Origin of the sequence: Sorangium sp. So ce381 (genome assembly GCF_051473845.1) — a bacterium.
Taxonomy (GTDB): Bacteria; Myxococcota_A; Polyangia; order Polyangiales; family Polyangiaceae; genus Sorangium; species Sorangium atrum.
Genome location: NZ_CP150336.1, coordinates 5,330,603 through 5,343,002, shown reverse-complemented (window position 1 = coordinate 5,343,002; position 12,400 = coordinate 5,330,603). Strand labels below are relative to the sequence as shown.

The following is a 12,400-nucleotide window of genomic DNA, read 5'->3' as shown; positions in this document are numbered from 1 at the left end:
GGCGGTCAGCGCCGCCGCTGAGCGAAGAACGCCTGGTGGCCCCTGGCCGCCCGGCGCGCGTCACTCCGCGGTGGCGCCCGCCTCGATCCAGGCGCGGATTGTCTGGATCTCCTCGTCCGTGGGCTTCACGCCGGCGGGGGGCATCGCCGTGCCGCACTCGGTGCATTCGATGTCGCTGAAGTCTCCGGTCAGCTTGCGGATCAACCAGCTCGTGCTGGGGGAGCCCGGATCGACCAGCGGCAATTCGACCTCAGTGGCCGTCACCCCGACCAGGGCTTCGCGCACCTTCGAGGCGGCCACACCGCTGAGCACCAGCCCCTGGGAAGCAGCCACCGCGCCGTGGCAGCCGGTGCAGTACGCGTTCAGGATGGGCGCCACCTTCTCCGAGAACACGCCCGTTTCCGTGGTCGTCGGGCCGCTGGACGGCGGCGCCGCGTGACCGAGCGCATGCATCTCCTCGCACTGGGCGAGCATCTCGGTCTTGTAACTCGCGTCGTCCTCGCCGATGCCCTTCGCGACCCGATAGCGCTCCCACATGTCGTCGATCCAGCCATGCAGCCGCCAGAAGGACACCAGGACGACATTGACGTTGTTGTTGACCAGGTTGTACGGCGAGCCTGGCACGGCCCACTGTGAGTGCAGCCCGCCGTGGATGCTGCCCGAAGGACGGCCGGAATCGTCCGATCCGCCACCGCTCCCACCCGATCCGCCACCACCTCCACTCGTTCCGTCGCCGCCGCCCGATCCGCCGCTCCCGCCCGTTCCACCGTCGCTCCCGCCCGGTCCGCCGTCGCTCCCGCCCGGTCCACCGCCAAAGCCGGGAGGACCCCCCGGCGGGAACTCGCCGGGCGGGAGCCCGCCGGGCGGGAACCCGCCGTCTCCCAGCTGGATCCATTTTCCGAAGTCGTCCTCGCTCTCGAACAGATCGAGGTTGTTCTCGATGTCCTGCAGGAGCGCGATCGTTGCCAGCTGGTCCTCGCTCCAGCGGATGTCGACCCACGGCAACGGGTTCTCGGGATCGTCCTGGGTCAGCGGCACCTCCTTGAAGCCGCTGATGAGGGCGGCGTGCTCGGGGAACGCTTCCTTGAATCCACGGATCATGTGGCGATGCATCACGAGGAACGCATAGCCGTCGCCGGGCTCGCCTTCCTGGATCTCGGCGCGCCACAAGCCACGCGCTTCCATGACCTCGGCGCCCTCGCAAACGCCTCCTCCTGGGGGGCTCTGCATGCAGCCCAGATCCCAGCGCCGGATGTTGTGCCAGTCGCCGTGCTCCTGGACCCAGTTCTGCTCCTCGAGCCAGTCGACCATCTCCTGAGGCAACTGCAGGTCGTACTGGTCGTCCGAGGGATCGTCCGGGTCGCCCTCGCTCGTGGTGATCCGGATGGGCTCCCCGGTCATCGTCGCGTCGCGCGGATCTAGATCGTAGGGTGTGCCGCATAGGGCATGCTCTCCGGTGTGTGTGCCCGTGTCGGCCTGCGCATCATCGGTCGTCTTCGTGCACGACGCCGGGACGAGGACGAGCAAGAGCGCGATGGGCGAGAGCCCTCTGGCGCTCCCGCTGCCCCGGCCCGAGGAGGCGGAGTCCGTTCCCACGTCTCTCAACATGAGTCGCTCCGAGCGGCCGAGAGGCGCGGCCTGGGCTGGAAGCCCTGCCGCCGATCGCAGAAATCGAGCGTGAACCATGTCAGTTCTCCTTGGCGCCTTCTTTGCTCGGCCGGCGACGCCGGTGATCGAGAGGAGGAAGGCCGCTCTCCTCACGAAGGCGTTCCACGTCCGCCCGGCCCGCCCGCGACGATGGCCGCACGCCATGTGGGCGTCGTTGCTGGACTGTGTCGGAGTGTTTCAGGCGGGCTCGCCCCGCCCCGCCCGGGGCTATCTTCGGATCTCGAATGGATACCCTGGAGCCTCCGATCCGCGCCCTCCTCGTCGAGGACGACGAGCGCCTCGCCCGCTTCACCTGCGAGTACCTGGAGGAGCACGGCGTCTCCATCACCCACGCCGCCGACGGCGAGGCCGGGCTGCGCGAGGGCCGGCGCGGCGGCCACGACGTGATCATCCTCGACCTCCTGCTCCCGCGCCGGAGCGGCCTCGACGTCTGCCAGGCCCTGCGCGAGGGCTCCGACGTGCCGGTCCTCATGGTGACAGCCCGGGCCGAAGAGGCCGATCGCGTCCTCGGCCTGGAGATGGGCGCGGACGATTACCTCATCAAGCCTTTCTCCTCGCGCGAGCTGCTCGCGCGTATCCGCGCCATGGTCCGCCGCGCCCGCGGCCAGGTCACCTCGGGGCCGCGGGTGCTGCGCGTGGGCCCTCTGGTGCTCCACACCGGCAGCTTGCGGGCCACCCTGGGCGGCAGGGAGCTCGCGCTCACCGCCTACGAGTTCACCCTGCTCCGCGTGCTGGCCGAGCGCCGGGGCCGGGTGCTCACCCGCGAGCAGCTGCTCGATCTGGCCAAGGGCGCCGCGGAGGAGGCCTTCGATCGCTCCATCGATGTCCGCATCTCGCGCCTCCGGCAGAAGCTCGAGACTGACCCGAAGCGACCGCGGCTGCTCAAGACCGTGCGCGGCGCCGGCTACGTGCTCGCCGACGACGAGGTGGACCCGTGAGCCGCATCGGCCGCGCGCTGCGCCGCTTTCTGGTCCGGGTCTATCTCCACGGTCTGCTCCTCATCCTCCTCGCCGGCGCCTCGGTCTTCCTGGTGCTGGAGCTGATGGCGCGCCCCGCCATGGACCAGCGGCTTTACGGGATGGTCACCTGGGTGGTGGACCAGGCGGCCCTCTCCGCCGGCGATCCGGCGCGCCTCGAGCGCGAGATCGCCGCCGTCCGGGACCGCCTGGACATCCAGCTGTCCCTCTACGACACGCGCGGCGCGCTGATCGCGACCAACGTCCATCCCCCGTTGCCACCGCTCCCCGCCGAGGAGGCGGCGCGCCTCGAGCCCGGCGTCACCTTGCCTATCGAGCCCCTGCACAGGCACGCTGTCGCCTTCGTCGTCGGCGGCCGCCGCGTCGGCCACGCGATCACCGGAGGCGCTGCGCCCGCCCCGAGCCTCACGCCCGCGGTGGTCGCCTTCCTCGCGGTCCTGCTGGTGTTCGCGGTCGGATCCATCCCGCTCGCGCGATCCGTGGCGCGCCCCATCGAGCGCCTGCGCGCGGTGGCTCAGGCCTTCGGCGCGGGCCGGCTCGAGGAGCGCTCGGCCATCGCGCGGCAGGACGAGATCGGCGATCTCGCCCGCTCCTTCGACGAGATGGCCGATCGCCTGGTCGTCCTGCGCCGCGCCGAGAAGGAGCTGCTCGCCAACGTCTCTCACGAGCTCCGCACGCCCCTCTCGCGGATCCGGGTGGTGCTGGATCTCGCGAGCGAGGGCGATCCCGAGCGCGTCCGCGGCTACCTCGGCGAGATCGCGGAGGATCTGGGCGAGCTCGAGCGGCTGGTCGGCGACGTGCTCACCGCCGCGCGGCTGGATCTCGCGATCGCTCCGGGCGGCCTCCCGCGCCTCGAGCGCGCGCCGATGGATTTCGGCGCGCTCGTCGAGGGCGCGGCGACCCGCTTTCGCGCGCGCTCCCCCGAGCGACAGCTCGCCCTCGTGGTGGATCTCGACAGGCCCGCGTGGCTCACGGCCGATCGATCCCTGCTGCGGCGGGCGATCGACAACCTCCTCGACAACGCGCAGAAGTACTCGGATCCCGACGCGCCCGTGCGGCTTTACGCACGTGTCGAGGGCGGCGCCGCGGTGATCGAGGTGGAGGATCGCGGCGCCGGCATCCCCGAGGAGGATCGGCCCAACCTCTTCCGCCCCTTCTTCCGGGGCGACCGGAGCCGCACCCGCGCGACCGGCGGCGTCGGCCTCGGCCTGGTGCTGGCGCGCCGGATCGTGGAGGCGCACGGCGGCCGGCTGGAGATCGAGAGCCGGGTGGGCGAGGGGACGACGGCGCGGATCGCGCTGCCGGCGGAGGCGGGGGAGGCGGCGTGAGTCATGCGCACGGCAGGGGGCCTCGGTGCTCGTGCAACGCTCGCGGCCGCATGCCCGCTGCATCGATGTTAAGCAACGGTTAGCGGGCGCCTCCGCCCAGCGCGCGAATGTTACGCTTCGGTGACGATGGCAGTGGAGAGGTGCGCAGCGTCGATCGTGTACATCGAGGACGACGAGAAGCTCGCGCGGCTCACGGCGCGGTACCTCGAATCGCACAACATGCGCGTCACCGTCGCGGCCGAGCCCCGCGAGGGCATCGCCTGCGTCCTGCGCGAGCGCCCCGACGTCATCCTCCTCGATCTCATGCTCCCCGAGATCGACGGCTTCGAGGTCTGCCAGAAGCTCCGCGCCCGCGTCGATACGCCGATCATCATGGTGACGGCGCGCGGCGAGGAGACGGATCGCGTGCTGGGCCTCGAAGGCGGCGCGGACGACTACATCGCCAAGCCGTTCTCGGCGCGGGAGCTCCTGGCGCGCATCCGGGCGCAGGCGCGGCGCGCCCGCGGGCTCGCGGGCCCCACCTCGGAGCGCCGCCTCGTCACCGGCTCGCTCGCCATCGATCCGGCCGCGCGGCGGGCGATCTTCGACGGCGCCGAGCTGTCGCTCACGACCTACGAGTTCGATCTGCTCTACACGCTGGCCGGGCGCGCAGGGCGCGTGCTCACGCGCGAGCAGCTCGTCGATCTCGTACGGGGCAGCGCCGACGAGGCGTTCGATCGGTCGATCGACGTGCACATCTCCCACTTGCGCAGGAAGCTCGGCGACGATCCGAGGAGCCCCCGGATCATCAAGACCGTCCGCGGCATCGGCTACGTCTTCGCTGACGACGCGTGAAGCATGGCGATCCGGGATCTCCTGCGCGGGCGGCTGGCGCTCCGCATCTACCTCGTGGGGCTCGCGCAGATCGCGGTCGTCGTGGCCGGCTTCATCGCCGTCATGGAGCTGAACCGGCGGACCGGCCAGAGCCCCGGCAGGCAACAGCTCCGATTCATCGCCAGCGTCATCGCCCGCTCGATCGACGATCCGCACGATCCGCACGATCCGCACGATCCGCGCGCGCTCGAGGGCGTACTCGCGAGCGCGCGCGAAGAGCTGGGCGCCACGATCACCGTGATCGATCCGGACGGCGCGGTCCGCGCGAGCGGCGCCCCCGCGGGGGCGCTGCGCTGCGCCCCGACGGGCTCAGCCTGGCCGCCGGACTCCGAGACACCGCGCTGCTATACGTCTCCGGTACGCTTTCCGGACGGCCGGGACGGGCTGGTCGAGCTGATGGCCCCGCCGCCGCCGCCGCCGTTCAGCGGGCTGCGCGTGATCGCCTTCGTCCTCGTCGTGGTCGGCGTCTCGTCGTGGCTCCTGGCGCGCACGCTCACGCGCCCGCTGCGCCAGCTGTCGGCTGCCGCGCGCGCCTTCGGCGGCGGCAACCTGAAGGCCCGCGCCGTCCTCCCGAGCCGGGACGAGCTTGGCGAGGTGTCCCGCGCCTTCGACGAGATGGCCGATCGCGTGACCGCGCTGTTGCGGGCCGAGAGGGAGCTGCTCGCCAACGTCTCGCACGAGCTGCGCACGCCCCTGTCGCGCATCCGGATGGCACTCGCGCTCATCTCCGAGGCGGAGGGAGACGTCGCCGTGGCGCGGGAGCTGCTCGCCGACGTCGGCGGCGACCTCGACGAGCTCGAGCGGCTCATCACCGACGTCCTCACCGCCGCGCGGCTCGACCTCGAGGACGCCGCCTCGCCAGGCGGCATCCCCCCGCTCCGGCGCGAGCACGTGGACGTCGCCGGTCTGCTCGCGCACGCGGCGTCGCGCTTTTGCGCGGCGCATCCGAAGCGGACGCTGCGGATCGACGTGCCCGAGGATCTGCCCTCGATCGACGCCGACGCCGTGCTCCTCCGGCGCGTCATCGACAATCTGCTGGAGAACGCCCACAAGTACACGGAGCGGACCTCCGCCGCGATCGAGCTCGTCGCGCGCGGTGGGAGCGAGGTCACGATCGAGGTGATCGACGAAGGCGTCGGCATCGCCGCCGCGGACCTTCCGCGCGTATTTCGACCGTTCTTTCGCGCCGACAGGAGCCGCACCCGCACGACTGGAGGCCTGGGGCTCGGCCTTACGTTGGCGAAGCGCATCGTCGACGCCCACGGGGGCCAGATCGAGCTCGTGAGCGCCCCGAACAAGGGGACGCGCGCGCGCGTGCGGCTCCCGATCGCGCGCGCGCCGGCGGCTGGTCGCGACGACGGTCGCGTCGAGCCCTGAGGAGAGCCGAGCGTGGTCGAAGGCCTCCGCCTGTGCCGCGGCCGCCGGTCACCTTCGATGCCCGCGCATGATCGCGGCAAAGGCTAGAGCGACAAACGGATTGAAAAGGCGAAGAAGGCGCGAGAATTCAACGCAAAGGCGCAAAGGCGCAAAGAGAAGATCTCTTTTTTGCGCCTTTGCGCCTTTGCGTTGATCTCGCGGCTTCCAAGCCGATCGGTGCTCTAGGTGTTTCGAGGAAGCCACCGCCCCCGGCGGTCGCGGGATAACGACGTTCCAGGCCCGAGCCGGCGGGCCTCGCATGGCGTCACTGGGCCGCCCCGGGCACGCAGAGGCCCATCATGCAGCTGTTGCCGGCCGCGCAGTCCTGCGCTCCGGCGCACGGGAACGAGCATCGTTGCGCGGTCAGGTTGCACCTGTGCGTCCCGCAGCTCGAGTCGGACTGACACGGCAACGCCAGAGGGTTTGTCGTGATTCCGGCCGCGGTCGCCGTCGTCGTGGGCGCCGCGGTGGTCCCCTGTTGCGGGTAGGCTTGCTGCGGATACCCCTGCTGCGGGTATGCTTGCTGCGGATACCCTTGCTGCGGATACCCTTGCTGCGGGTATGCCTGCGTGGTTCCCTGCTGGGGATATCCTCCCTGCGCCGTGGACGGGTCCTGCGCCGGAGGCTCGCTGGAGCACGCGGTGATCGAGATCGGCGTGGTGAAGAGTGCGAGGGCGAACAGCGACGAGACTTTCTTTTCCATAGAGCTGTATCCCCGAGCCTGCGGGATCTCTGTTCTGGAGGTGTGAACGGATTGTGAGCGATTGTGTTGCTCGCCTCGAGGCGAGCACGGCGCCCCGGCCCCCGCGTTGGCAGGCCTCGGTCAGGGCGCTCCGGTCACCGCGCGGGCCGCGGCGTAGGTGAGGGCAGCGAGCAGCGCCGAGGCCGGGATGGTGAAGATCCAGGCCCAGACGATGCGGCCAGCCACGCCCCAGCGCACAGCCGACAGCCGGCCGCTCACGGCGCCGACGCCGACGATCGCGCCGGTGATCGTGTGCGTGGTGCTCACCGGGACCCCCAGCGCGGTCGCGCTGAAGAGCGTGGCCGCGCCCGCGGTCTCCGCGGCGAAGCCGCCCACGGGCCTGAGCTTCGTGATCTTCATCCCCATGGTCTTCACGATCCGCCACCCGCCCGACAGCGTGCCCAGGCCCATGGCGGCGTGGCAGACCAGCACCACCCAGAGCATGGGCCGCATCTTCGCGCCGCCCTCCTGGACGCCGGTCGAGACGAGCAGCGCGGTGATGATGCCCATGGTCTTCTGCGCGTCGTTGCCGCCGTGCCCGAGCGAATAGGCCGCTGCCGAGAGCAGCTGCAGACGCCGGAACCGCATGTCCACCGTGCCGGGCGTCGAGCGCCGCCCGAGCCGCCGGATGGCGTGCATGAGCACGAACCCGAGCGCGGAGCCCACGAGCGGCGAGACGACGATGAACGCCGCGGTCGTCCCGAAGATCTTCGCGTCGAGCACAGAGACGCGGCCGGCGTTGAGCACGGCCGCGCCCGCGAAGCCGCCCATGAGCGCGTGCGAGGACGACGAGGGCAGGCCCCACCACCAGGTGAGCAGGTTCCAGAGGATCGCGCCGGCGAGCGCCGCGAGGATCACGTTGGGGGTGATGAAGGCCGGCTCGACGCCCTTGGCGATGTTGCGGGCGACCGTCGGCTCGAACAGGGCGAACGCGATGAAGTTGAAGAGCGCGGCCCAGACCACCGCGCTCCGCGGGGAGAGCACCCGCGTGGAGACCACGGTGGCGATGGAGTTGGCGGCGTCGTGGAAGCCGTTGATAAAGTCGAAGGCCAACGCGACGACGATGATGGCGATGACGTAGGTCGTCATGCGTGCTCGAGCACCACGCCCTCGATGACGTTGGCGACGTCCTCGCACCGGTCCGTGGCGTTCTCGAGCTGATCGTAGATGTCACGCCACTTCATCACGAGCAGCGGGTCGCTGCCCTGCTTGAAGAGCGCCGCCAGGGCCACACGGTAGTGCGCGTCGGCGGCGTTCTCGTGGCGGTTGATCTCGACGCAGAACTCGAGCAGCCGGGCGCGGTTCTTCACGTCGCGGAGCGAGCTGGTCGCCGCGCTCATGGTGAAGCACGCGGCCACCACCGACTCCGCGAGGAGGCGCGCCTCCGGTATCGCGCTCCGGATCTCGAAGAGGACGATACGCTCGCTGGCAGCCTCGATGCAATCGAGCACGTCGTCGAGCCGGGTGATCAGCGCGTGGATCTCCTCCCGATCGAGGGGGGTGATCCAGGTCTTGTGCAGCGCAGCCAGGCAGCTGTGCGTGATCCGGTCCCCCTCGTGCTCGATCTCCTTGATCCTCTTGGCGATGGCCGGGGCGTCCTCCAGCCGGTCGAGCATTTCCAGGAGGAGCTTGCTCGCCGTGGCGCTCTTCTGCGCGTGCTCGGCGAGGGCGTCGAAGAAGAAGGCGTCCTGGATTAATCCCATGCCGAGTTGATAATCCGCCATCCCGGGGCGCGTCAACGCGCGCAAACGAACCAAAACACCTCGTTAACAAATGAAAACAATGGGAGTCGACTCCTCCTCTTGCGAGTTCCATCGTCGGTTGTTTTACGATCAAGCGCGTTGAGCGCGCGCCGCTCTTCGGAGGGGTGGGCGCGGCGGGTGAGCCGCCGATCATCCACCCTTCATCTTCATCGTCGCGCAGCGCCGCCCGGCGCCGCGGGGAGGTGGCCGCCGACGGCGCGGCGCAGCTCGGTGAGCGCCGTGCGATGGCGGCGCAGGAGCTCGAGGAGCTTGATCTCCATCTCCAGGCGCTGTTCGTCGGTGGAGAGGGCGTCCACGGCGGGGAGGGCCCGGTCCTCGAGGGCGCGCCGGGCCGCCGTGGACGCGCGCTCGGCGACGGGGAGCGCCCGGGCGCGGAGCTCGGTGACCAGCGTCGCGGCGGCCTCGACCTCCCGGAGGCGCGCGCGCACCTCGCGCGCCACCAGCCTCACCTGGGCGGCGAGGCCGCTCCGCGCCGCGCGGGTCGCCGTCTCGGCGGCGAGGGTAGCCGAGCGGTTGGAGTTGAAGATGGGCAGCTCGATGCCGGCCTCGAACGTCCAGCCCAGCCCGCGCTCGGTGCCAGGCGAGAACTCGTAGCCGAGCTCCAGGAACGAGAACCAGGGCCAGCGCTTGCGGCGCTCGATGAACGCCTGCGCGTCGGCGGCGTCGATCTGCGCGGCCGCGGCGGCGACCTCGAGGCGGTTTCTGAGCGCCGTCTCGATCAGCGCGTCCTCCGAGGGGAGCGCGGGGGGCGGCCACGCGGCCAGCGGATCGCCGACGAGGCGCACGGGCGCGGCGGGGTCGAGCCCGACGCGCTCCAGGAGCTCGCCGCGCGCGGCGCGCAGGCGCGCGCGGTGGTCCACGCTATCCTGCTCCGCCTCGATCGCGGACAGCTCCGCCTTGGCCTCGTCGAGCGCCGTGGCCGCGGCAGCCTGGACCCGGGTCCTGGCGTTCGCGGCGATGGCCCGGCGCGCCGCGACGAGGGCGTCCGCGGCCGCGATCTCCGCCTCGATCAGGACCGCGTCGTCGAAGAGCCAGCGGATGTCCGCCTCGACGGCGAGCGCCTCGGCGTGGGCCTCCGCGCGCGCGGCGGCCTCCTCGGCGCGCGCCGCGGCGACCTCGGCGTCGATCTCGCCCGGGCGCGCGGGGCGGAAGCGGACCCCGGCAGCCAGCCGTGGCTCGCCGGCGAGGACTTCGTCGAGGCGCAGCTGCGAGACGCGGAGCTCCGGGTTCTCGTGGTGGCTCTCCGGCGAGGCTGCGGCTGCGGCTGCGTCCGCGCGGGCGGTGAGCTCGGCGAGGCGCGGGTTGTTGTCCCTGGCCATGGCCGCCGCCTGGTCCACGGTCAGCGTGGCGGGCGCCGCGCTCCGCCCCCCCGCGCGCGCGCGGGGGTGGAGCGTGGGGCCTCCTCGCGGCGCGGGGTGAGCGCCACCGCGCGCGTGGTCCTGGCGGTAGAGGGCGACGGCGCGCTCGACGCCGGGCGCGCTGCTCGGCGCGTAGCAGCCCGCGAGCGCGAGGCCCAGCGCGGCGAGGAGGACGCGCTCGACCCTCAGCGGTCCCACGAGATCTCCTGGAACGACGGCACGCCGCTGCCGGCGTCGAACACGACCATCAGCTTGCCCGCGGACAGCGAGGGGGCGATCCCTTCGGGCTTCAGCCCAGGGAAGCGCTGCACGAGGCGCGGGGCGAGGGTGCCGGGCTGCGGGCCGTCGACCCGAAAGAGCGCGCCCGCGTCGCCGTCCGCCGTGGAGGGCGTCGACGTGAGGGCGAGCGAGCCGTCGGGCAAGAACAGGAGATCGGAGATGCCGCCCGGCGTGGGCCGGCCCGCGAGATCCACGTCGACGCGCGCGCGTGCCCAGAGCGAGAGGCCGGAGTCCTCGAGGAGCTTCGGGTCGACCGGGGGCTCGCTCCCTTTGCCCTTGCCAGCGTTGCCCGTCGCGGGCCGCCGTTCCGGGAAGAGCGCGCCCGGCGACGCGATCCGCCAGATCATCGCGTTGCCCTGCGCGTCGAGCGGGGCCTTCAGCCCGAGGTAGAGCGAGCCCTGGTGGAAGGCGATGCCCTCGATGTCGAGCTCGCGCGTGCCGCGCGGGAGCCCGAGCGCCGCGGCGCGCTCGGCGCTCGCGTCGAGCATCTCGGCGAGGTGGACCTCGCCGTCCACGCGGAAGCCCTGCCCGTCGCTGCGCAGGCGGAGGAGCGCCGTGCGGCCCGGCTTGCGCCGCCCCTTCTTGTTGTAGCTCTGCGAGGAGAGGAGGTAGATCTCGCCCGCGTCGCCGGCGGCGATCCCCTCGACGTCGACGAGCTCGTCGACGCCCTGCACCACGACAGGCTCCGGGTCGACGGTGCCGGTCGCGGACATCGCGAAGAGCCACGGCGCGCCCTCGTCGTCCTTGCCGTCATGGCCCGTGTCGTCGCTGATGATCAGGTAGCGCCCCTCGGCGGGGCGAACCAGGAGCCCCGAGGGCTCGAACCGCGATCGCTGCGAGAGCGCCGGCGGCACCCGCATGGCGAGCGCGCGCACCGCCGCGGCGGGCGACGGTGGGGCGGCGCTGAGCGCGGCGTGGCCGGGCTTGAACACCACGTCGAACGCCTGGCCAGCGGGGACGTCCACGGGGTAGTCGAGCGCGATGGTGACCTCGCGGCCCCACATGGGCTGCCGCGGCGACGTCCAGCAGCGCATGGGCAGCTCGGCGACGAGCGGGCCCAGCGCGGCGATCTTGCCGGGGAGCGGCTCGCCGCGCTGGCCGCGGACCCAGAGCCGGGCGGCGTCCCCCTCGGCGAGGCCGAGGGCGGAGCGCTCCGGGACGCAGGCGACCACGCTGCCGCGCGGGCTCACCACGCGCACCACCGGCTCGCCGGGCGCGGCCACGTCGCCGACCTGCTTGTCGATGCCGGCGACGCGCCCGCCGCTCGTGGCGCGGAGCGCGTAGCCCGCCCGGCGCTGCTCGAGCACCTCGACGTTGCGCCGGGCGACGAGCAGGTCGGCCTCCAGCTTGGCCGCGGCCGCGGGCGGCTGCCCCTCCGCCTCCTGCCGGCGCTGCTCGGCGACCTGGATCTGCCGGGAGAGGAGGCCGAGCGTGCGGGGCTTCTCCGCGGCGAGGGCCGCGGCGCCGGCTTGCTGCACGGTGAGCTTGGAGAGGTCGTCGACGACCGCCAGCCGGTCCTCGACGAGCTGCTTGACCCTGGCGACCTCGTCGCCGAGCACCTTGGCCTCTGCGCTCGCCTGGAGCTGCTCCTCGCGCTGCCGCGCCAGATCGCGCTGACGCTCCTCGACGGTCAGGTCGAGCTCGTGGGCGAGGAGGGTCTGCTCGGCCCGCGCTTCGGCCTCGATCTGCGCCACCTCCGCCTGGGCGACGGCGATCTCGGCGTCGATCGCGGAGGTGTCCAGCGTGGCCACGATCTGCCCCGGGGCCACCTCGTCGTTGAGGCCGACGTGGATCGACGCCACCCGCGCGATCTCGGTGGGGGCGAGCGCCTGGAGCACCGGCTGCTCGAAGCCGACGATGGGCCCGCGATCGTCGCCGCCGAAATGGAGGTACGAGGTGACGCCGAGGGTGGCGACCAGGCAGATCCAGGGGGCGGCGTCCTGGAGCGCCGCGCGGAGTCGGTGGGTGATCATCATGGAAGGATCCTCGCGCGCTG

The 12,400-nt window shown here is 72.1% G+C and carries 10 protein-coding genes; 4 read left to right on the top strand and 6 right to left on the bottom strand.

The features are described 5' to 3' along the window. Positions 1–60 precede the first annotated feature (60 nt). Complete coding sequence (locus WMF29_RS20005) at positions 61–1,608, bottom strand: hypothetical protein (RefSeq protein WP_437330376.1); 1,548 nt, start codon at positions 1,606–1,608, stop codon at positions 61–63. A 284-nt stretch (positions 1,609–1,892) separates the two neighbouring features. On the opposite strand from WMF29_RS20005, the gene WMF29_RS20000 reads away from it, so the two are divergent. The 4 genes from WMF29_RS20000 (at position 1,893) to WMF29_RS19985 (ending at position 6,223) form a co-directional block, all read left to right on the top strand. Continuing rightward, positions 1,893–2,606 (top strand): response regulator transcription factor, encoded by a 714-nt coding sequence (locus WMF29_RS20000; RefSeq protein WP_437330375.1) that lies wholly within the window; start codon positions 1,893–1,895, stop codon positions 2,604–2,606. Beyond that, entirely contained in the window at positions 2,603–3,973 is a 1,371-nt protein-coding gene (locus WMF29_RS19995; RefSeq protein ID WP_437330374.1) for an ATP-binding protein, read from the top strand. Before WMF29_RS20000 ends, WMF29_RS19995 begins: the two co-directional genes overlap by 4 nt. Positions 3,974–4,099: 126 nt before the next feature. After that, positions 4,100–4,807, top strand: coding sequence for a response regulator transcription factor (locus tag WMF29_RS19990; protein ID WP_437330373.1), 708 nt, complete (start codon positions 4,100–4,102; stop codon positions 4,805–4,807). Between the two features lie 3 nt (positions 4,808–4,810). After that, a complete protein-coding gene (locus WMF29_RS19985; protein ID WP_437330372.1) occupies positions 4,811–6,223 on the top strand; it encodes a HAMP domain-containing sensor histidine kinase in 1,413 nt (470 codons plus the stop codon). A gap of 304 nt (positions 6,224–6,527) precedes the next feature. Here WMF29_RS19985 and WMF29_RS19980 read toward each other — a convergent pair whose 3' ends face one another. The 5 genes from WMF29_RS19980 to WMF29_RS19960 form a co-directional block, all read right to left on the bottom strand. Then, a complete protein-coding gene (locus tag WMF29_RS19980; protein WP_437330371.1) occupies positions 6,528–6,965 on the bottom strand; it encodes a hypothetical protein in 438 nt (145 codons plus the stop codon). Between the two features lie 120 nt (positions 6,966–7,085). Continuing rightward, the gene (locus tag WMF29_RS19975) at positions 7,086–8,093 is read right to left on the bottom strand and encodes an anion permease (protein ID WP_437330370.1); all 1,008 of its coding nucleotides are present in this window, start codon (positions 8,091–8,093) and stop codon (positions 7,086–7,088) included. Further along, positions 8,090–8,707 (bottom strand): DUF47 domain-containing protein, encoded by a 618-nt coding sequence (locus WMF29_RS19970; RefSeq protein WP_437330369.1) that lies wholly within the window; start codon positions 8,705–8,707, stop codon positions 8,090–8,092. Before WMF29_RS19970 ends, WMF29_RS19975 begins: the two co-directional genes overlap by 4 nt. A gap of 206 nt (positions 8,708–8,913) precedes the next feature. Beyond that, positions 8,914–10,323 (bottom strand): TolC family protein, encoded by a 1,410-nt coding sequence (locus WMF29_RS19965; RefSeq protein WP_437330368.1) that lies wholly within the window; start codon positions 10,321–10,323, stop codon positions 8,914–8,916. Further along, positions 10,311–12,380: an HlyD family efflux transporter periplasmic adaptor subunit gene (locus WMF29_RS19960; protein ID WP_437330367.1), complete on the bottom strand. Its 2,070-nt coding sequence runs from the start codon at positions 12,378–12,380 to the stop codon at positions 10,311–10,313. The genes WMF29_RS19965 and WMF29_RS19960 overlap by 13 nt, the downstream gene beginning before the upstream one ends. Positions 12,381–12,400: the final 20 nt, after the last annotated feature.

Excerpts from the sequence above, each read along its gene's own strand:
- WMF29_RS19975 (WP_437330370.1), bottom strand. The coding sequence starts at position 8,093 with ATGACGACCTACGTCATCGCCATCATCGTCGTCGCGTTGGCCTTCGAC.
- WMF29_RS20005 (WP_437330376.1), bottom strand. The coding sequence starts at position 1,608 with ATGTTGAGAGACGTGGGAACGGACTCCGCCTCCTCGGGCCGGGGCAGC.
- WMF29_RS19990 (WP_437330373.1), top strand. The coding sequence starts at position 4,100 with ATGGCAGTGGAGAGGTGCGCAGCGTCGATCGTGTACATCGAGGACGAC.
- WMF29_RS19985 (WP_437330372.1), top strand. The coding sequence starts at position 4,811 with ATGGCGATCCGGGATCTCCTGCGCGGGCGGCTGGCGCTCCGCATCTAC.
- WMF29_RS20000 (WP_437330375.1), top strand. The coding sequence starts at position 1,893 with ATGGATACCCTGGAGCCTCCGATCCGCGCCCTCCTCGTCGAGGACGAC.
- WMF29_RS19980 (WP_437330371.1), bottom strand. The coding sequence starts at position 6,965 with ATGGAAAAGAAAGTCTCGTCGCTGTTCGCCCTCGCACTCTTCACCACG.
- WMF29_RS19960 (WP_437330367.1), bottom strand. The coding sequence starts at position 12,380 with ATGATGATCACCCACCGACTCCGCGCGGCGCTCCAGGACGCCGCCCCC.
- WMF29_RS19970 (WP_437330369.1), bottom strand. The coding sequence starts at position 8,707 with ATGGGATTAATCCAGGACGCCTTCTTCTTCGACGCCCTCGCCGAGCAC.